The organism is Paenarthrobacter sp. YJN-5 (genome assembly GCF_015040095.1).
Lineage (GTDB): Bacteria > Actinomycetota > Actinomycetes > Actinomycetales > Micrococcaceae > Arthrobacter > Arthrobacter ureafaciens.
Map to the genome: position 1 here is coordinate 44,313 of NZ_CP053547.1, position 19,267 is coordinate 63,579.

Here is a 19,267-nt window from a genome sequence, read left to right on the forward strand (position 1 = left end):
TGCAGATGACTCGAATCGCAATTCAATGGTTTATGTGATGCAACTCACGGGCTTAAGCTTTCGGGTGAAGTCAGTACCCACAAGAATAGAGGAGTCTGCGAACGCCCATCCGTTCGCAGATCCTGGCGAATCGGACAACTTCAGTGTCCGCTACCCCGCACTTAGGAGTGCCCATGCCAGAGAAAACCGATATCGTTAGAGATTCGAACGGAAGCACGAAGCTTGTTAGGTTCGAACGCCGCCATATCCGCCCAATTCCGCTCAACGAACGCCACGGAACCAGTCGTGGGCTCTTCTTCGTATGGCTCGGAATCAATATGCTCCCGCTTACGGTTGTCACCGGCGCGCTCGGACCTACACTGTTTGGCCTGTCACTCGGCTGGACGATTGCTGCAGTAGTGATCGGTAATGTCATCGGTGGATTCGGCGCCGCTTTGCACGCTGCCCAGGGACCACAGCTCGGAATTCCTCAGATGCTGCAAGCCCGCGGGCAGTTTGGCTATTTCGGCGGGAGCATACTGGCGCTCATAGCACTCATTATGTTCCTCGGCTTCTTCGCTTCGAACCTCGTCGTTGCCGCCCAGAGCTTTTCAGCCGCGTTTCAGAGTGACTTGATCAACCCGGGCATCATCGTCTGTGCGGTAATCGCGCTCGGGGTGGCGATCTTTGGATACGACCTCGTGCGCAAACTCATGGGTGTGTTCTCGATCGTTATCGGGGTACTCGTCGTGATCTCCATCTTCATCGCAGCGTCAAACCCTTCGACGTTCGAAGGACATAGTGACCTCGGCTTCAGCGTGGCGGGCTTCTTCGGCATGCTCGCCATCGGCGTCACCTGGCAGCTAGCCTACGCACCGTACGTCTCCGACTACTCGCGGTACCTGCCGCGCGAGGGCGGCGCGAAGCAGGCGTTCTGGGCAACCTACCTCGGCCTAGTCGCCGGGACCGTACTCGTCATGATCCTGGGAGCCTTTGTAGGCCTCACCACCACTGACGGTGACGCCATGGCTGCGCTCGGAGGACTACTGGGCGGATTTGGTCCAGTCGTGCTCTTCGCATTTGGAATCGCCTCAGCAGTGATGAACTCGTCCAACATCTACTCCGGCGTCATGTGCTCTCTCACCGTTTTCGAGACCCTCTCGTCGAAGATTCGTGTTGACACAGTCAAAAGGGTCGTCATGACAGTCATATACGCTCTTCTCGCCATGCTCGGAGCGTTGTTAGGCAAGGACGACTTCCTCGTCATCTTCGGCAACTTCGTCACCATCTTGCTGTACGTTCTTATTCCCTGGTCGGCGATCAACCTGGTCGACTATTTCATCCTGCGCAGAGGCCACTACGAAGTGGATGACATGTTCCGCCGCGACGGCGGAATGTACGGTCGTTGGGACCGGATCGGGTTGGTGAGCTACCTCGTAGGTATCCTCGCGCAGGTCCCGTTTATGGTGACCACAATGTACACCGGTCCTTTGGCGGAGCCACTTGGTTTCGTCGACGTTGCTTGGATGGTTGGGTTCGTGGTGCCGGCGATAACTTACGGCTTGTGGAAGCGCTTTGCGATCGCCAAGGTCCTGGTGGCATGAGCGCTCCAAACCTGCTCATCACGGGTGCTCAGCTGTGGTCTCCTGAGCGCAGCTGCGCCACAGCGTTGGCCGTCACGAACGGGGTTGTCACCGCCGTCGGCAGCGATGAGGAGATCCTCGCGCTTGCAGTTGCGGAGACCGAACACATACAAGCGGCGGGGGCTGCTGTATTGCCTGGTTTCCACGACGGACACATTCACGCCACAGCCGGTGGTCTGGCGCTTCTCGGTTGCAATCTGGACGCTGCACATTCACTCGAGGGATATGCCGGGATCATTCGAAATTTCGCCCTGACGAATGACTCAGAATGGGTTGTGGGGTCCGGTTGGTTCGGCGACGTATTTACAGGCGGGCTGCCCACGCGGCAGTTACTCGATGAACTCGTGCCGGATCGGCCTGCTGTCTTCACGAGCCATGACGCGCACGGAGTTTGGGCCAATACGGAGGCTCTCCGCCGAGCTGGCATCACCCGGGAAACAGCTGATCCGGCGGCAGGCCGGATCGTCCGTGGCGAGCAGGGAGAGCCGACTGGCGTCCTCATGGACGCCGCCGGCGAGCTGGTTTCCCGGCTCATCCCTCCGCATCGACCCGAGGATCTCCGCCGGGGGCTGCTGACGGCCCAGCAGCACCTGCTCTCCCTTGGCATCACGGCGTGGCATGATGCGCTCCTCGGCGCCTACTTAACTCTGCCGGACTCCCTTCCGGCGTATATCGAGACAATCACAGAGGGTTCGCTGCGGGCCCGGGTGACGGGTTCCATGTGGTGGCCGCCGGCGGCCGGACCCGACTGTGTCCCGGAGATACTCGAAAAGATTCAGGCCGCCGCTGAGGCGGGCTTCAAGATTCGCAGCGTGAAGATCATGCAGGACGGCATCTGCGAGAACTGCACCGCCGCACTCATCGAGCCCTACACAGGAGTGCACCCCGAAGTCCGGGGTGATTCAGTCATCAGCCCCCGGCATCTCGCGGACATCACTGCGGAACTTGATGCGGCGGGACTGAGCATCCACTTCCATGGCGTTGGAGATCGTGCTGTCCGAGAGTGCCTGGATGCGGTCGCCCACGCCCGGCGCCGCAACGGCCCGGGGCAACGACACCAGATAGCTCACCTCGACGTCGTCGATCCCGCCGACATCGGTAGATTTGCCGAGTTGGAGGTTACGGCCAATTTGCAACCGCTATGGGCGAGGAATGACCAGGAAGTTCTCGAGCGGAAGTTCCCGCTTATCGGGGACAGCCGGGCGCGCCATCACTTTCCTTTCGGCGCCCTCCGAAACGCCGGAGCGCACCTCGCGATGGGCAGCGATTGGCCCGTAACCAGCCCGGACCCCTTGTGGGGACTGCACACCGCGTGTACCCGCACAGCCCCAGCTGCGGACCATCACGCCTTCAACGCTGAATCGCGCACACCCGCGCAGCCGGAGGAGCGGCTGAGCATCGACGACGCGATCCGTGCGTACACGCTCGGGTCGGCCGAGGCCTCGGGCATCGCCAAGGAGACCGGCAGTCTTCAGGTTGGGAAGCTGGCGGATCTGGTGGTTCTCACAGGGCCGATCGCGAATTCCGAAAGCTTCGATCAGGTGAGGGTGGCACGGACCATACTCGGAGGGGAGACGGCATACCAGAGATCCCAGACAGCACACAGAGCCGAGGTACCCGGCCGCAGCGGGCGATGACAGCGACCCCCCTCGTTCTGGTGCCAACGGCCCGCGCGGGGAGGGTTATGCCGGCGGATGGGAACTCTTCTGTGATGCAGCCAACCGCCGGCGACCAACTTCGGTATTCGTTAGCACGTTTGAGGGATGACTTGAAAGTTAGCCGCGCAGCCACAGGCTTCCTGCGCCGTGAATGTCTTCGGCCGACCAGATGAGGTCAACGCCAACTGTCCAATCGGTCATCGGGTAAGGGGCCAGCACGAGTTCAACCAGCTCACCCGAGTCAATCCCTTCCTGCACCAGAGGTGTTTCGGCATGATTGCCCAGCCCAAGCCCCTTTCGCAATGGCGGGAGAACCTGGGCGTAGCTATGCATGATCCAGCTCGAGGGCGTCAGCCGGTATTCATTGGTGGGGAGATGACTGCGATGTGGTCCAAACACCAGTTGCCGGTACTGATTCAGGAGCGAAAGTTCGATCGGGCCGGTTTGGAAGCCAACGGATGTGTGCTCGCGACAACGCTCGCAAAGGCAAGATCGCCGAGACGCCAAAAGGACAGCGGCTTATCCCCATAGCTTTCCGCCGGCGCCAACCCCAGAGCAGCATCAAGGACTTCCGCCGGCACGGCTTGCCTCTCAGGTGTAAAAAGCCGATGGGCCATCGCCGCAGCTGGCGTTCTGCTATTTCCAAAGGTGCCGGCAGTTGAGGCGGTCATTCCCATGCCTGTCCTTGGCGGAGCCGCCATGGTTCTCTTCGGCCGCGTCGCCGCAGTGGGGATTGGAATCTTGGGTCAAGCCGATCTACACAAGTCAGGAAATCTTCTCATCGTCAGTGTCAGCCTGGGCTTGGCCATGATCCCTGTCAGCAAGCCCGGCATCTTCGGAGAATTTCCTTCAGGGCTGCAAATCGTCGTCGACAACAGCATCGTTCTAGCATGTGTCGGTGCCATCGTGTTGAATCTGCAGTTCAACGTCGTCGGCACGAAGCGCAGCCACGCATTGACCAACACTTCCCAAGTGGAGCACTCCTAGCGGGGAGTATCACCGCACCTAAAGGATGCACTTGGTTCGGCACCCGTCGGTCCGTCGCCGGCCCTTCCTTGGTTATCGCTTCGGTTATGGCCCTCGGTGGTAGTAGAACAGATGTGAGGACACGGTCCTAACGTCCGCCGTTTCTTCGCCGACTGCTCCCCGAGAGACGGAGTGACGTTCAAAAGCCGACTCTCGGGGGGCAGTTCATACGGTCCGTTGCCGGAGGTCCTTCATGCGTTGCTGCTGCGAGTTTAGCGGAATGCAGTCATCCGTCCAACCAACTGACTAGGACCATTTTGGGTCAGCGCAGCGTGCCCTGCCGGGCTCCCCACTTCACCACGGCGTCGTTCACCGTTGAGAATTCGGCTCCGTGTTCCTTTGCCCTTCGGATAATTCTCTCGAGGATACGCAGACGGCTTCCCCTGCCGATTGACTGGGGGTGGAATGTCTGTGTGAAGACGCCGGTGGGGTGTTCCTCGATCATGAAGTCCAGGTCCGCCATCCAGCGCTGGGCCATTGCTTCGACGTCGGTCGATCCGGGCACGAGCATCCCGGGAGCCAGAACGAACTCCGTGAATGGGAAGTCGGCCAGGGTCCACGTTACGGGGACCTCCACGAGGTCTAGCGTCGGTCCGAATTCGACGGCTTTGTCAGTGTGGATAATGTCACCGGTGCGGCACTTGTACAGCTCGAAATCATTGGCCATCATGCTTGAGTCATAAGCGAAACCGTATTCATGGAGAAGCCGCGTGGAATTGGGTGAGAGGTCAAACGCTGGTGAGCGGTAGCCGTAGGGCTTCACGCCGAGGACCCGGTCCAGCGCATCGAGCCCCCGTTCCAGCACATCGCGTTCGGCCTGCTCCGAAAGGGCGGTCGGGCCTTCATGAGCGTAGCCATGATGCCCGATCTCGTGACCGGCGTCCCGGATACGTCGACACACCTCAGGATAGGTATCCACGTCCATGCCAGGGATATACCAAGTACTCTTCACACCTTCTCTTTCAAGAAGGTCGAGGATGCGAGGCGTTGCGACGTTCGCGCCGTATTCGCCACGAGACACATATTGCGGCGTGGTAAGGCCGAAGGTGCCCGCCCACGCGGAGATAGCGTCGAAATCGAAAGTGAGGCAGATAGTTGCCATGATGTTCAATTCTCCTTAACTGTTAATCAGGATGTGCGACGGCCATGCGGCGTACCGGTCGGCCCGGCGCCTGCGGTCCATAAAGGTTGTCGCTGCGCCCGTCTTCCGGTTCTGCCTTAGGTTATAGTCAAACCCGGAGCGTTGCCTAGGTGTAGCTTCAAGCCCGAGCGTATAGGGGCTATAGCGTAGACGAATGATTTCTCAGAATGTTGAACCGGTCGGTGATGCCAGTCATCGGCCACTTGGAACCGGCTAGTAGAGGGTTGACGGATAGTGAGGCGCGTTCACGGAAACGTCTGGAGGCGTTGGTGGTAAGCAACAATTGGCCCAGACAGCAAGAAGCTGATCAATGAGAGTCGGGTTGCAACTACGGGAAACTGGCTGCCGGACGGTTGTGCTAGAAGGAAGGACTGTGCTGGCTGCCGCTAGGGAGGTGGAAGCTGCCCGCCTTTCGGATGCTCTGGATTCGTCCTTTTCCGCGCTTCGCCGGGAGTTTGGATCAGATATTGAGGAGATCACTGCTGATGTTGGACGAGTTCTAGAGCAGCGGCAGTTAGGGAAGGTCCTCGCGGTCCGTATCTCACCCCGTCCCCCCGCTGATGCTTTCCATGCGACCGTACTGCCGGCTCAAGTAGAACCTGCCCTAACCCAGGTTGTGCACGTCACCGGTGGACATGATCTGCGTGGACGGCCCCTCGCTCGGTTGGACTTGGAGGGGTTCTTGGCCGACCTCCCAGCCTTGCTCGCCTCGGATGTGCGAAATGTCGCCATTACATCAGTAGGTTCAACTGCTTCAAAGGACCATGAAACCCGTATCGCCGACGCTATTTTAAGCCTCGACAGTGAGATGCGCATCAGTATTTCCAGTGACTTCTTTTCCAGCGTTTTTAGGGACCGCGACTATACGGCCATCCTCAATAGTTCTTTGATGGAGAGCGGAGAAGAGCTGGTGGCTATGCTTGAAACTGCGAGTCGCCGGTATTTTCCGCAAGCTCTCCTGTCTTTTGCAAAGAACGACGGTGGCCGATCCCCCCTCCCCTGGCTGACCGCCGTGCCAGTACACGGACTGCGTGCCGAGACAGCGATGGGACTTCTCGGTGCTGCCACTTTGGCGGGAGTCCCTGAAGGGGAAGTGATTCTGTCGACTGACGCGGGGGTGGGCGTGGGCCGGACGCGAAAGGGTCTACCCGTTACTAGGAGCCTCATCAGCCAAGGTTTCGAGGCCGGTCTTGCGAGCAACTCCGCCATTTTGGAACCCTTCACTGTCCAGCATGCGATTCCTGTTGGTATACCTTCCGTGATTGTCGACCTCCGCGGGATACAGCAAGACCCGATGCCGTTCGGCCTAGTGGCAACCCTACGCGAGAAACACATAGCTCTGGTGGGGTCTGCGGTGGCGCCGCTAACTGCTTGGATCGACAGGCTGGAAACTTTCAACGGACCCGCTGACCTTCAGCGCGTGCAGAACCAGGCTGAAGAGGATGCCCGATCGGCAGCGGTGCAGTTGGGCGTAAGCCCCGAGCAAGCCCAAATCATTGAATCAAATGTTTTTGCTTTGCCTTATGGCAACCCGGGAATCGTTCGAGTCCGAGTGCAAGCGGCAGGGGACAGGTCTACTAACACCGAAAAGGTACTGCCCTTGCATCGGCGGAGAGAGGCCTCATGAGGACTTTACTTACAGCTGATGATGTCAGCAACATTAGAACCGGCGCCCACTTTTTAGCTTGCACCATAGATCCCACCACTATTTACCTTTACGAACAAATGATCACGCGTGCCATGGAAGACCAACCCGTGGAACTTGTCACCGTTGACGAACTTTCAGCGGATGATCTGGTGGTGGCAGTCGGGATGGTCACGCAGGGCCTCTCCATAGCCGATATGCCCCCAGTAGGCGATGAATTCTTGGCCTGTATCAGTGACATGGAAGTCCGTCTCGGGCGAGAGGTCAAGGCCGTTTATTCACTGGCTGCTGCTAACTACAATGGGATCATCCCTCTGATGGTTGGCCTGCAGTCCGCCCTTCCGGTGATCGATTCCGATCCCATGGGTCGCGTTCTTCCTCTGATAAGCCAGACTACACTTGCCATGGGCGGGGTCGGGATCAGCCCCGTCACCCTTATGGGAGTCACCGGGGAGCGGGCTCTTGTAGAAGCTGATGACCCACAGCGGGCGGAGACTTTAGTACGTGCTCTCGTAACAGAACTCGGCGGATGGGCAGCCACCGCTATGTATCCGTGCTCCGCGAAGCAATTAAAGGAGCATGGAGTCCACGGATCCGTCACAAGAATGATTCAAATCGGGCAGATCCTTAACGCCCGTACGACGTCGGTCGAGAAAAAGATCCTTTTGCTTTCAGAGCTCTTAGACTCGACACGAATTGCCCGTGCCCGAGTGAGCCATATCGAGAGCCTTTCGCGGCCCACGGGGCCAGGCCTGCCGGCGCAGCCGTCCAGTGTAACCCTCCAAGATGAAAGCACAGGACATATCATCCGTGCTGAAATTCAAAACGAGATCCTGTTAGTGCTTGTGGATGGCGCTGTAACGGCCGCGGTCCCTGACATGATCACACTGCTCAACTCCGAGCAGGGCACAGTCGTTAACGTTGATGACATCCGCGTGGGGAACGTGTTGGATATCCTTAAATTGAGGGCCGCGCCGCAGTGGTATACCTCCGCGGGATTTGATTTAGCAGAGCCCAGGGCGTTTGGGATCCCGCTCGAGCACCCAAGGCGACGTCATGGCTAGATCTAAAAACGAATCCCAACTATACGTTGACAGTCTCTTAGCGCACGGGTCATTGAGCGGCACCACGCCGCTCTATCTCACTGGCGCCCGCGCCTTGATTGAGAGCGTGGTTCTCGTTTCGCAGCTTGAGGATATCCAGCGAGTGCGGCCCAATACAGTTGTCGTTTTATCCGCAGAAATGGGAGCAGGGGGATGGCTGGCTTCTGCGGCCCTTCGACATGCGTGGGAGCGGCGTGCTAGCGCTGTCATCGTGGCGGGCAGCACTTATGCAAGTGGTGTAGTCGTGCTGGCAGAGCGGTTGGATATCACCCTACTAGCTACGCATGGTGATCCGGCGGGCCTTGCCCTGGCACTTTCGGCTGAGATCGGCGCTGCTCTTTCCGTGGTTGATGCCAAACTGGCCAGGGTTGCCCAGGCAGTGGCAAAGGAAACGAGCGTTGGGGAAGTTGTTAAGACGGTTTCCCGCGAACTAGACGGAATCGGAATTTCACTTGAATACGGGGATATAGTCGTAGCGTCGGCGGGAACGTCCCAACGTACAGCAGTGGACGTTATCAGCGTGGAAGTAGGTACCGCTAGTAGCTCCTCCTTTAACTTCGCACTAATGGCGCACATGCCTAGTTCCGGCCGCAGCAATCCCCTGATGGTGCGCTCGATTTTGGAGGTGGCAGTCCCCGCGGTGAAGGCTGCCCTACTGTTCGAGGATCTGGTTAGCGCTGACAGGGCTGTTCCCACTGCCGCGTTTGGTTTTCTGGCGCAAGATTTTGTTGCATCTGGAGCAGAGCTGTTGGAAACCCAGGGCCGACTGCTGGCGGAACTGGGATGGCGTTTGGACGAACCCTATGTTGCTGTCTTTTTTTCCAGCCGTCGGGCTGAGGGATGCGGGCCTGAGTTAACAGCAGTCCTGCGTCTGCTTTGGCGCAAAGTAGCTGTCCGCAGTCCGCTTGCCGAGGTCCAGGACGGCTGGCTGGCCATCGTTCCTGCTGGCCGTCTTGAGGTTGGGGACCAGCTTGAAAATAGAATTGAGGTACGGCTTGGCGCAGCGTTGTTTGCGCTGAATCTGACCGCGGGGCTCTCGCGGTGGCGGGAGGAGCCCACGTCATTGCCTTTGATCGTGCATGAGGCACGGTTGGCTGCTGCAGCCGCTTCGCCTGGCAAAGTGCTGGGCTTTGCCAGGCTGGGAGTATCGGCCGCCGCAACCTTCGTTGATGCTAAAGCTATCGCCCTTGTAGCAGAATTGACTCTGCCGCGACTGATGGCCTGCGACGAAAGGGACGTGATTATTGCGGCTGTGGCAGCGTTCCTTGACCATCATGGCTCCGTCAGCCTCGCTGCTAAGTCTTTGAACGTACATCGGAACACCCTTCAGGCAAGGCTCCACCGCGCTAGGGAACTCGGTGTCCCGCTCGACATGCCCTCCGAGTTGCTTTCCGTTCACCTGATCCTTAACGTCCTTCGGCGGTCTTGGCAGGATCTGCCGGGTAGTCAGAGTCTTCTTGAGAAGGAAGAATCTATGTGATCCCTGTTAGCAGGGTCACCTTCGCCAATGCGGCAATCAGCATCATGCTTCGATGTTCAGGTGGCCGCGTTGCGATCTATCTCAGCTATTATCCTGCTAATAGCACTGAGGCCCTTCACCTCAACGTTTTCCTTGGCAAGGTAAAGGGCCTCACGGGCGTTTCAGCATAAGCCGAAAGAGCATGGCAGCTATTAAGCGAGTACCGATTTCGCCGAAACTATGTTTTTTGGCTCAAGCGCAGGGAAATAGCGTTGCCGTTCCTCGACCGAGGGTCCGTCATATCCCACCCGCTTGCTATGAGCCCACCCGAATCGACGGACTGAGTCAACGAGATGTTCGGCGTGCTTGAGAGGCGCTACCGTCGCGTCTATCACAGGTACGCCCAGCTCGTCTTGAACGTTTTGGAAAAAACCGAACTCTGCCGTGCAGCCGAGTATGATCACATCTGCGCCGTCCTGCTCCACCGCTCTGCGGGCTTCGCCCATGATCCGATCTTCCGTCACAGCCGTGTCCTGTTGAAAGTCGTCGACGCCCATCTCGAGCACCCGCCAGGAGACCACTCGTTCAGATGCGCCGCAACGGTGGACGTTCTCGGCCATTTCGGGAATCCACTTCTTCCGTCCGACAAGGATGGAGAACCGTTCTCCCAAACTGCCGGCAATGCTCAATGCCGATTGCGCCGGGCCTACAACCACCATGCGCTCGGTGATTTCGCGTGCCGCCCGCAGCGCGGGGTCGTAAAAACAACCGATGACGGTGGCATCGTAGCCTTCTTCTTCGGCCCACCGCACCGTGCGCAGCAGTTGCGGAAGCATGAGTGCCTCGAAAGCGTTGTATTCGACATGGGAGGGACCCTCTCCGACAAGGGAGACGACGTCAACTTCGGTCCCGGGACGGACTATCTGGCGGAAGGAATCCGCCATCGGACGGTTGTAGGCATCAGTGTAGAGGGGGTTGATCCATAGGATGCGGGTACTCTCCGAGACTGCATCCATGTTCGCGAGTGTAGTTGTCACTCCAGTTCACGTCCTTCTGTTTCCGGCAGGAATAGGCCGAGGATGACGGTTATAAACAAGAACATATTGATAAAAAGAATCGTCGACGTGGCTCCCGTAGTGGAGGCCAAGAGGAAGCCGACGAGGCTGGGCGCTATTGTGTTTGCAACCCGCTGGCCGAAGATGCCAAGCCCGAAGCCCGAGCCTCGGGTGGCGGAGGGGTACAACTCCCCCATCCAAGTGTCCCAGACACCCCAGGCCCCCAGGCTAAAGAAGGCCAAAACAAACATCCCGATGTACATTTCGGTCTCTGTTGAGGCCGTCGCGAAGTAGGCACCGCCGCCACCAGCTGCCAGGACGTAGATATTGAAGATCCACTTGCGGCCGAAGCGTCCGGTCAGGTACGAGGCGGTGATGTATCCGGGTATCATCATGACTGCACTCAGGGCGATGAAAGAGAGACTCGACGAGGCGCTCAGTCCGCGATCCTGGAGCAATGTCGGCATCCAGGTTTGAAGGCCCCAATAGCCCCAGGAGAAGGTGAAGTTAATCAAAATCTGAATAACAGTAATGATGCCAAGCTTGCCCTTGAAAAGACTCCAGATGGATCCCGTCTTGCCCTCAGCAGATGTAAAGATGGTGTCTCGTGAGATCCCTCGGGCTCCCAGCCGTTGGAGCACCTGGTGTGCGGCCTCGTTCCGGCCTTTCCGGGCAAGCCAGTATGGGGATTCCGGAACAACTTTGTACAGGACGATGCCCCAAAGGCTTGCGAGGGCACTGGCAGCGATAACCCAGCGCCAGCCGTGCCCTCCGACCAGCGCGCTGGTACCGAGGGCGGCCAAGATGCCGATCGGCCATCCGGCGGCGAGATAGACGGATGCTTTTCCGCGGCTTTTGACGGGGAGCAATTCTTCGAAGTACGGGAACGTGATGGTGAATAGGCCTGAGAATACGAGGCCTGAGAGGAAGCGCGCTACGGTGAGCGTCTCGAAATTGGGGGCGAAGCTGCTGAGGAGGGTGATGACGCCGTAGCCAGCGAAGCTCCAGGCGCACGTGGCTTTTCTGCCGATGCGGTCGGCGATCGGTCCCCATAAGAGGGATCCAGGAATCATGCCTAGGAAGAGTGCCGAGATGGCAATGCCTACCTGTGTTGGGCCGATCTGGAGACTGGTTGCGAGATCACCGGCAACGTACGTGAGGATAAGCATTTCCCAAGCTTCGATAGCCCAGGCGATGAAGAGGATAGCTCCGATTTTGACGTGGATGGACCCGAAGGGCATGTCGCGGAAGGCATGTCCGACGGCCATACGGCCAGGGGGGCTGGCGGTTCCCGCTGATTTTGATAGTTGAGGGTCAATATTAGACATGTCTTGGCCTCCGATGTTATGGACAGGATAAGGAGTCCCGATTGCTGTTGAGAGCTAGAAAAGTTGGCGTTCAAGGCAAGTGCTAGCAGCTGCGCTTACAACACTTCTGTGAGTGACTGACTTCACAATACAAACATGGGCAGTTGGTCGCTGTTCACATTGGCGGTTTTCACGCCCAAATTTCATCAAAATGCACTTTTGATGCGGACGGTACTAGAGTTTCGGCTGTTCAGAGCCTCGATGACATTTTTAAAACTTGTCACGCTTTCTTTCTGTAATGAGGCTGCAGCGCTGCGGAAGAGTCAAGCTCTGGTTGTTGAGACCTAAGTTTCACCCCTGATAGGGGCGGGGAGCGCCTACCCCGCCCCCCGAGTTCGATCACCCGGCATCCCCCGGAACCGTGCTTGCTGGCACGGGAGGATCCGAAAGTTAGAGGTTGGTCTCACAGGATTAGCTGCAATTGCAGCGCTGGCGGGTATCAGCAGCACTAAAGGGCCGAGCCTCGGTACCTTTTCCCTGCGCCTAGGTTCCACCCGCATTGAAGACTCCGATGCCGCCCTAAACGCTCCTGAGAAGCTGATCGGGTGACGACATATCGATCCGGAGTCGCGGCCTACAATGCCAAGCACGTTTCTCCCAAGTGCAAGTCTTTGCCGATTGATCGGGGTTGATGACCGCGCTGGCTTATGGATGGAACTTTCTGCGGGAAGCACTCACCGTTCGAGTCAGATTTCAAGCCGCTCAGCAGTTGCACTGGCTGCAGTCTCAACACGGTCTACTCATCTAATCGACAGTGGTGGACCAAGCTCCGAGACGGGCTCCGGCTGGACGGCTTCGTTCCACTCGATCTGGTGATTCTTCATCCGAGCCATCAAGCTCTCACTGAGGACTTGTATTGGAATCGCTGCATCGTTGTTTGGAACCCGCCAGCCAGTTCGGGCGCGGATTCCCGCTGCGGACACCAATTCCTTGAGGCCGTAGCCGGGTTGCGTCGCTCGGACGGATGATATTGCCTTCATTGGACTCTCCTTCCTATTCCTTCGGCGTCCAACCTTGAGAGACACCCATCCCCCTTCAATCCTCTGAAGCTTGCCGCCCTTCTTTGGACAAGGCGGCCGAGTTGTTAGGAACGCTTCGCGGCGGGAATTGATCTCAGACTACAAACCAGGCGGGCAAGGGGCTGTTCATCCAGCACATCTTGGACCTGTCATTTTTCATGGAATGCACTTTCGCCGGGAAGCTTCGGCTGTCGCTGCTGTTCAGGCCCCTTCGCTTCTAACTCTCCGCCCTCTTTGAAGTGGCCAAGTGGGTGGACTTGGTCTCCGGCGCTCGAAGTTGTCCGGGCAGCCCAACGTGACGGGGGTAACTCGGAGACCAGTTGCCGGCTAATGCAATGTGCACATCAGCGCTTGTCGGAAAAGGCAAAATGCCCAAGGTGCGGTATTGCGAGATCTGTAGCGTGATCTCCCACCAACACACCAACGCACTTTAGGAGATTTAGATGCCGAGTTACAGGGTGTCGATGGACATCGGCGGAACCTTCACGGACATTGTGGCTTACGATCAGCACGCCGGGACCTATGCGGCAACAAAAGCGTCCACGACGCCGGGAAACCTGAGTAAAGGCGTCATCGCAGGACTTGAGTCGGTAGTCGAGGACCTGTCCCACATTGAGTTCCTTGTGCACGGGACAACGCAGGGTTTGAACGCCTTCCTCGAACGCCGTGGCGTTCCTGTCCTGCTCCTCACGACGGCGGGTATTGAAGACACGTATCACATTGCCCGTGGGCACCGTCTCGAACTCTACAACGCACAGTACCGCAAGCCTCTCCCCCTGATTCCGCGTAAGGACGTAACGGGTGTCGCCGGCAGGTTGGATAGTCAAGGCCATGAGCTCATTCCCCTTGATGAGGTGGCGGTTCGGCGAGTAGCACGGCGCGCAGCAGAGGAAGGCTATGGGGCAGTTGCCGTTGCTTTCCTGTTCAGCTACAAGAACCCGTCGCACGAACTTCGGGCGCAGGAAATTTTGCTTGAGGAGCTTGGTGAAGATTTCACCGTCTCACTCTCCCACCAAGCAGCGAAGGAATGGCGTGAGTACGAGCGGACTTCCTCCGCCGTTGTTGAGGCTTACACCGGGCCAGTGGTTCGCAATTACCTTTTGGACCTGGAGGAGAAGCTTGCCGATCGGGGACTGGAAGCACCACTGCACATCATGCAGTCCTCCGGCGGTGTGCTTACCGCTGAATCTGCGCGTAAGCGCCCCCTTCAAACTTTGCTTTCCGGGCCGGTGGGCGGCGCCATGGGCGACGTCGAACTGGCTACCATTTCCGGAAACCGCAATCTGATCGGCGTGGACATGGGCGGGACGTCCTTCGACGTATCCCTAGTTGTTGATGGCAAACCTGACATTTCCACGGAAGCGCATCTCGAAGGCCTTCCGATGCTAATGAGCGTCGTCAACATCCACACCGTTGGAGCAGGTGGCGGCTCCATCGCTTGGCTCGAAGCAGGAGGTTTGCGGGTCGGTCCGCATTCAGCCGGCGCCACGCCAGGACCTGCCTGCTACGGCCGGGGAGGGACACAGCCCACAGTCACTGACGCGAATCTAGCGCTAGGCCGCGTTGATCCTGACTGGTTCGCAGGCGGACAGGTCGCTTTGGACCGGGAAGCCGCCATTCAGGCACTGAAAACAGTCGGTGACCAACTCGGCTTGGATCCAATTGCGATGGCGGAAGGTATCTGCGACGTCGCCAACTCACAAATGGCGCAAGCTATTCGGACAATCACCATCTCCCGTGGAATTGAACCGCGTGACTTCGCCCTCGTGGCTTTCGGAGGGGCGGGCCCGATGCACGCGGTCTTCCTCGCGAAGGAATTGGGCATACCGGAGACAGTTGTTCCTCGATTCCCTGGTGCTTTCTCGGCATGGGGCATGCTTCAAACCAACATCCGAAAGGACTTCTCGGAGCCCTACTTCTCCCTGGACGAAGACATCGACTTGTCCGACATGGCCAACGTTCTGCGCTCCATGGAAAGCGAAGGCCTGTCCTCATTGATCTCCGAAGGAGTGTCGGAAGAGAACCGCGCCACCACTGCATCCGTTGATGTTCGGTACCAGTCGCAGGAGTTCACGCTGAATGTTCCCCTGACATCGGTCCACGAGCCGGAGTCTCCAGGTTTCATTGAAAATCTTAATGCCCGCTTTTCCGCGATGTACCACGAACGCTACGGCCATTCCAGCCCTGGCGCTCCCATTGAAGTTGTCACCTTGCGGACTCAGGCCACGGGTGACTTAGGCCACCTAGAAGCTCCCCGCTACGAGGCAGCCACGAGTGCCGAGTTCAAGCATGAAATCCGCAAGGTGGTATTCGATCAAGTCGAGCACGACACCATCGTGGTCCGGCGTGACGACCTTGGCGCGGGGCACACCTTCCAAGGACCCGCCATCATCGTGGAGGGAACCGCCACTACCGTGGTTCCTCCAGGATTCAACGTCAAAGTCGATGAGTTCGGCTCCTTGATCATTCGCATTGAAGACGTCGAAGAGAACTGAGGTAAAAAGATGACAACCACAGCAGTCAAAACCCTTGATCCGGTGACCGTTGAAATCATCCGCAATGCGCTGACCAGCGCTGCTGAAGACATGAACGCCACGCTAATTCGCTCCGCTTACTCACCGATTCTTTACGAGGGCGGGGACTGTGTCGTTGCCCTTTTGGATACAGAACATCGCGTCCTTGGACAATCTGCAGGCCTACCGTTGTTCTTGGGCAATCTTGAGACCTGCTCCATTACGGTGGAAGAGCTTTACGGCCGCGCCGTCTGGCAGGAGGGTGATATCTGGATCCTTAATGACTCCTACCTTGGAGGCACTCACCTCAATGATGTGACTCTTTTCGCACCGATCTTTGCGGATGGAGCTGTGGTCGGTTTCGCGGCCACGCGTGCTCACTGGATGGACATGGGGTCCAAGGACGTCGGCGGGTCCATGGACTCGACGGATATCTTCCAGGAGGGCTTCAGGATGGGGCCTGTCAAGCTCGTTGAGGCTGGAGTCGAAACTTCTGTTGTAGACCTCATCCGTACCAATGTACGTTTCCCGTACCAAACCATCGGTGACATGCAAGCCATGATCGCAGCCCTCAGGATGGGGAGCATCCGCATGAAGGAGCTGGTGGACCGCTACGGAATGGGACAACTCAATGAAGCCCGCGACGAGATCTTCCGGCAAACGGAAGAAATCGAGCGCGCAACAGTTCAAAATATTCCGGACGGAGTCTATGAAGCCGAAGGCTTCCTAGATAACGACGGCATCAACATGGACACCCCGATTCCGATCAAACTTCGCGTCACTGTGGCCGGCGACACAATCGACTTCGATGTGACTGGATCGGCCGACCAGGCTGCAGGCCCGGTCAATTGTGGCGCTGCTCAGGCAGTCTCGGCGCTCCGTGTGGGCTATAAGATTATTGTTAGCCCCGACTCCAACTCCAACGGGGGATCATTCCGTCCTTTGACCACCCAGGTGCGGTCCGGCTCGGTGCTCGGTGCTGTCGCGCCTGCTCCTTGCCAGTGGTACTTCTCCCACCTGGGGTTGCTGATCGACCTCGTCTCCAAGGCCTTGGCGCCAGCGGTGCCTGAACGTGTGGCCAGCGCCAGCCATGGTGATTCAATGATCATCACCACTGCAGGCTTTGACCCCCGATTCGGTCGCAATTTTGTCACTCTGGAGGCCACTCTGGGAGGCTGGGGCGCATGGCAGGGTTCAGATGGGGAGTCTGCCCTTATTAATAACGTAAACGGTTCCCTCAAGGACCTGCCCATTGAAATGCTGGAAACCCGATACCCGTTCCGCATCAATGAGTACTCCATCAGGCCCAATTCCGGCGGCCCGGGGCAGTACCGCGGCGGTAATGGGGTTATTCGTGAGTACGAGTTCTTGTCCGACTGCGTTGTGAGCCTCTGGTTTGAACGGTCAAAGACTCCGGCATGGGGTCTCTTTGGTGGGTCGGAGGCTCAGGGGCCGGAAGTCATCATCAATCCCGGACGCAGTGATGAAGTCCGCACGCTCAAGGCGAATGCCCACAAGGTGAAGGCAGGAGACGTTGTCCGACTCGCTGTTGGAGGAGGCGGTGGCTTCGGAGATGTTGCCGATCGATCCCGTGAAGACATCGCCTACGACGTACTGAACGGCTACATCACCGAGGACTTTGCCAAGACACACTACGGCTACTGACCCCATCCACGGGGTAGATGCCCAGGAAAGAGAAGACTCCATGAGTTCTCAGTTCGAATCCTTTGACGACGTGCGCCTTACAGCACAAACACAGATCGGGGCCACGCTCTTCACCGCTTCTGCCGTTTCCAGGGACGGTAACAGCATGGTCCGGGTTTACACCACGCACCCGCATGAATACCCGGTGGGCGGTACGAAGACGCTTGTCGGCGACATGAGCCCTATCTGGGAGAAAACCGTACTAGCGGGCCAACAGCCCTTTCTTGGCGCCGACAAGGAAGCGGTTCGGGCATGCTTCTCAGACTCCGCTCTCATCGAGTCGCTGGGCTGCGGGTCGATCGTCAATGTTCCGGTTGTCAGCAACGGTCAAACTGTTGGTTCCATGAATTTCCTAGCACCAGAGGGTAGCTACGACGAGAAGTCCGTTGAAACCGCCCTGGACATAGCACGGCGGTCCGTCAGCCTCTTCGAAGCCTTGACCAACGCGATTTAGTTCCACCGCGGGTGGCCCCATAGTGGGGTCACCCGCGGACAAACAGAAGGGAGCGAACATGAAGACTTATCAAAACCTGACGATACGGAATGCACTAATCTTCGACGGCGAATCCGTTGACCTGATTCATGGCTCTGTAAGCATCCGTGATGGAGTGATTACCGCTATAGGGCCGGCAGTGGAAGACAGTGACGGGACGGTCTTTGACGCAGGCGGACGAACAATAATTCCGGGACTCATCGATGCACATTTTCATGCCTACGCAATTAGTTTGACTACGGCCAAGAACGAGACCGGTCCACTAAGCTTTTCCGCGCTCTCCGGGGCAAAGCGCCTGGGCGCCGCGCTCCAGCGTGGCTTTACCTCAGTGCGTGATGTGGCCGGCGGTGATATTGGCCTCGCCACTGCCATCGAGGAGGGTCTTCACCCTGGTCCCCGGTACTTCTTCACGGGGCCGGCTTTAAGCCAGACCGGCGGCCATGGTGACGTAAGGGCGGCAAATGATGGAACATGCTTCCACGGAGGACATACGTGCGAAGTCGTGGATGGCGCCGATAACCTAGTGCGCGCCGTGAGACACCGGTTCCGTACAGGCGCTTCCGCTATAAAGATCATGGCCTCCGGAGGGGTCATCACACCTGTAGATCCAATCAGGGTCCCGCAGTACAGCGCGGCAGAGATCCGCGCTGTGACTGATGAAACTGCGCGCCGAGGCAGTTACGCCACGGCTCACGCATATTCACCCGAGGCAATCCGTCATTCCGTAATGAACGGCGTAACTTGCATTGAACACGGAAATCTACTGGACGCGGAAACTGCGCAATTTATGGCCGACAACAATGTCTATCTAGTCCCGACCTTAGTCACCTACGACGCCATGGAGCGACGGGGCAAAGAAGTCGGACTCACTGAAGTGGGGGCGGCAAAAAATCGGGAGGTGCTGGCAGCCGGCAAGAATGCTGTAACGCTGGCTCGGAAGGCAGGGGTTCGAATTGGATTCGGAACAGATTTGATGGGCGAACTCGAAAATGAGCAGCTGGCTGGACTGCGGCTGCAGGTCGAAGTGCTCGGCGTATACGACGCCCTGAAGTCTGCAACGTCAACAAATGCTTCCTTGCTTCGCCGAGACGACCTAGGACGGCTCGGCGAAGGGACCCGGGCGGACTTAGTAGTGCTCGATGGGAACCCCTTCCACGAGCCCTCCGTCTTATGGGACGAAAACAGGGCACGTACCGTCATAAAGGACGGGCAAATCTTCTCCCTGGGACCACTACAGCTTGCAGCTGAAAGTCGACCAGGCGTAGCGGCAGCTGATTGGCCTGAGAAGGTAGAAAGCTAGATATTTCGGCATCCGGGCTATGGTCTTGCCCCATCCCCTCGATGATAGGGACCGTCTTCAGATGCTCCGACGTAGGTTCGCAACCTGAAGGCCAACCGGGATGCCGGACCTAGTTACAGCGGGAGTCGACCGTCGACCCGGTGGTGCCACCCAGAGTTCGCC

13 protein-coding genes and 1 pseudogene are annotated in these 19,267 nt (G+C 58.1%); 10 read left to right on the forward strand and 4 right to left on the reverse strand.

Features of this window, described 5'->3' with window-relative positions:
* Nucleotides 1-173: 173 nt before the first annotated feature.
* Both HMI59_RS25190 and HMI59_RS25195 read left to right on the forward strand, forming a co-directional pair.
* On the forward strand, nucleotides 174-1,583 hold the full coding sequence (locus HMI59_RS25190; RefSeq protein WP_193594593.1) for a cytosine permease: 1,410 nt from the start codon (nucleotides 174-176) through the stop codon (nucleotides 1,581-1,583).
* Nucleotides 1,580-3,259 (forward strand): amidohydrolase, encoded by a 1,680-nt coding sequence (locus HMI59_RS25195; RefSeq protein WP_193594594.1) that lies wholly within the window; start codon nucleotides 1,580-1,582, stop codon nucleotides 3,257-3,259. Before HMI59_RS25190 ends, HMI59_RS25195 begins: the two co-directional genes overlap by 4 nt.
* A 138-nt stretch (nucleotides 3,260-3,397) precedes the next feature.
* Here HMI59_RS25195 and HMI59_RS25200 read toward each other — a convergent pair whose 3' ends face one another.
* On the reverse strand, nucleotides 3,398-3,538 hold the full coding sequence (locus tag HMI59_RS25200; RefSeq protein ID WP_193594595.1) for a hypothetical protein: 141 nt from the start codon (nucleotides 3,536-3,538) through the stop codon (nucleotides 3,398-3,400).
* A gap of 294 nt (nucleotides 3,539-3,832) precedes the next feature.
* On the opposite strand from HMI59_RS25200, the pseudogene HMI59_RS25205 reads away from it, so the two are divergent.
* Nucleotides 3,833-4,267 (forward strand): annotated as a pseudogene (locus tag HMI59_RS25205) (solute carrier family 23 protein); the annotation flags it as partial.
* A 301-nt stretch (nucleotides 4,268-4,568) separates the two neighbouring features.
* Here the strand turns inward: HMI59_RS25205 and HMI59_RS25210 are convergent.
* Nucleotides 4,569-5,408, reverse strand: coding sequence for a polysaccharide deacetylase (locus HMI59_RS25210; RefSeq protein WP_193594614.1), 840 nt, complete (start codon nucleotides 5,406-5,408; stop codon nucleotides 4,569-4,571).
* Nucleotides 5,409-5,757: 349 nt separating this feature from the next.
* Between HMI59_RS25210 and HMI59_RS25215 the strand changes: the two genes are divergently transcribed.
* From HMI59_RS25215 to HMI59_RS25225, 3 genes are read left to right on the forward strand one after another with little or no spacing between them, the layout of a single operon-like run.
* Nucleotides 5,758-7,074 carry a hydantoinase/oxoprolinase N-terminal domain-containing protein gene (locus HMI59_RS25215; RefSeq protein ID WP_193594596.1) on the forward strand — a complete coding sequence of 439 codons (1,317 nt, stop codon included), beginning with the start codon at nucleotides 5,758-5,760 and terminating at the stop codon, nucleotides 7,072-7,074.
* Nucleotides 7,071-8,156 carry a DUF917 domain-containing protein gene (locus tag HMI59_RS25220; RefSeq protein ID WP_193594597.1) on the forward strand — a complete coding sequence of 362 codons (1,086 nt, stop codon included), beginning with the start codon at nucleotides 7,071-7,073 and terminating at the stop codon, nucleotides 8,154-8,156. Before HMI59_RS25215 ends, HMI59_RS25220 begins: the two co-directional genes overlap by 4 nt.
* Nucleotides 8,157-8,208: 52 nt before the next feature.
* A complete protein-coding gene (locus tag HMI59_RS25225) occupies nucleotides 8,209-9,675 on the forward strand; it encodes a CdaR family transcriptional regulator (RefSeq protein ID WP_227471755.1) in 1,467 nt (488 codons plus the stop codon).
* 191 nt (nucleotides 9,676-9,866) lie between these two features.
* On the opposite strand, the gene HMI59_RS25230 is transcribed toward HMI59_RS25225, so the two are convergent.
* Nucleotides 9,867-10,670, reverse strand: a complete 804-nt coding sequence (locus tag HMI59_RS25230; RefSeq protein ID WP_193594599.1) for an aspartate/glutamate racemase family protein — start codon at nucleotides 10,668-10,670, stop codon at nucleotides 9,867-9,869.
* Nucleotides 10,671-10,687: 17 nt separating this feature from the next.
* Nucleotides 10,688-12,037 carry an MFS transporter gene (locus tag HMI59_RS25235; protein WP_227471756.1) on the reverse strand — a complete coding sequence of 450 codons (1,350 nt, stop codon included), beginning with the start codon at nucleotides 12,035-12,037 and terminating at the stop codon, nucleotides 10,688-10,690.
* A 1,501-nt stretch (nucleotides 12,038-13,538) separates the two neighbouring features.
* Between HMI59_RS25235 and HMI59_RS25240 the strand changes: the two genes are divergently transcribed.
* Genes HMI59_RS25240 through HMI59_RS25255 form a run of 4 tightly spaced genes read left to right on the forward strand, consistent with a single transcriptional unit; the run spans nucleotide 13,539 to nucleotide 19,105 of the window.
* The gene (locus tag HMI59_RS25240; protein WP_193594600.1) at nucleotides 13,539-15,590 is read left to right on the forward strand and encodes a hydantoinase/oxoprolinase family protein; all 2,052 of its coding nucleotides are present in this window, start codon (nucleotides 13,539-13,541) and stop codon (nucleotides 15,588-15,590) included.
* Between the two features lie 9 nt (nucleotides 15,591-15,599).
* On the forward strand, nucleotides 15,600-17,273 hold the full coding sequence (locus tag HMI59_RS25245) for a hydantoinase B/oxoprolinase family protein (protein ID WP_193594601.1): 1,674 nt from the start codon (nucleotides 15,600-15,602) through the stop codon (nucleotides 17,271-17,273).
* 40 nt (nucleotides 17,274-17,313) lie between these two features.
* Entirely contained in the window at nucleotides 17,314-17,766 is a 453-nt protein-coding gene (locus HMI59_RS25250) for a GAF domain-containing protein (RefSeq protein WP_193594602.1), read from the forward strand.
* Nucleotides 17,767-17,824: 58 nt separating this feature from the next.
* On the forward strand, nucleotides 17,825-19,105 hold the full coding sequence (locus HMI59_RS25255; protein ID WP_193594603.1) for an amidohydrolase family protein: 1,281 nt from the start codon (nucleotides 17,825-17,827) through the stop codon (nucleotides 19,103-19,105).
* The last annotated feature ends 162 nt before the right edge of the window (nucleotides 19,106-19,267 follow it).

Coding starts and splice junctions, on each gene's coding strand:
- HMI59_RS25190 (WP_193594593.1), top strand. CDS start 174: ATGCCAGAGAAAACCGATATCGTTAGAGATTCGAACGGAAGCACGAAG.
- HMI59_RS25245 (WP_193594601.1), top strand. CDS start 15,600: ATGACAACCACAGCAGTCAAAACCCTTGATCCGGTGACCGTTGAAATC.
- HMI59_RS25195 (WP_193594594.1), top strand. CDS start 1,580: ATGAGCGCTCCAAACCTGCTCATCACGGGTGCTCAGCTGTGGTCTCCT.
- HMI59_RS25230 (WP_193594599.1), bottom strand. CDS start 10,670: ATGGATGCAGTCTCGGAGAGTACCCGCATCCTATGGATCAACCCCCTC.
- HMI59_RS25240 (WP_193594600.1), top strand. CDS start 13,539: ATGCCGAGTTACAGGGTGTCGATGGACATCGGCGGAACCTTCACGGAC.
- HMI59_RS25210 (WP_193594614.1), bottom strand. CDS start 5,408: ATGGCAACTATCTGCCTCACTTTCGATTTCGACGCTATCTCCGCGTGG.
- HMI59_RS25215 (WP_193594596.1), top strand. CDS start 5,758: ATGAGAGTCGGGTTGCAACTACGGGAAACTGGCTGCCGGACGGTTGTG.
- HMI59_RS25220 (WP_193594597.1), top strand. CDS start 7,071: ATGAGGACTTTACTTACAGCTGATGATGTCAGCAACATTAGAACCGGC.
- HMI59_RS25235 (WP_227471756.1), bottom strand. CDS start 12,037: ATGTCTAATATTGACCCTCAACTATCAAAATCAGCGGGAACCGCCAGC.
- HMI59_RS25250 (WP_193594602.1), top strand. CDS start 17,314: ATGAGTTCTCAGTTCGAATCCTTTGACGACGTGCGCCTTACAGCACAA.
- HMI59_RS25255 (WP_193594603.1), top strand. CDS start 17,825: ATGAAGACTTATCAAAACCTGACGATACGGAATGCACTAATCTTCGAC.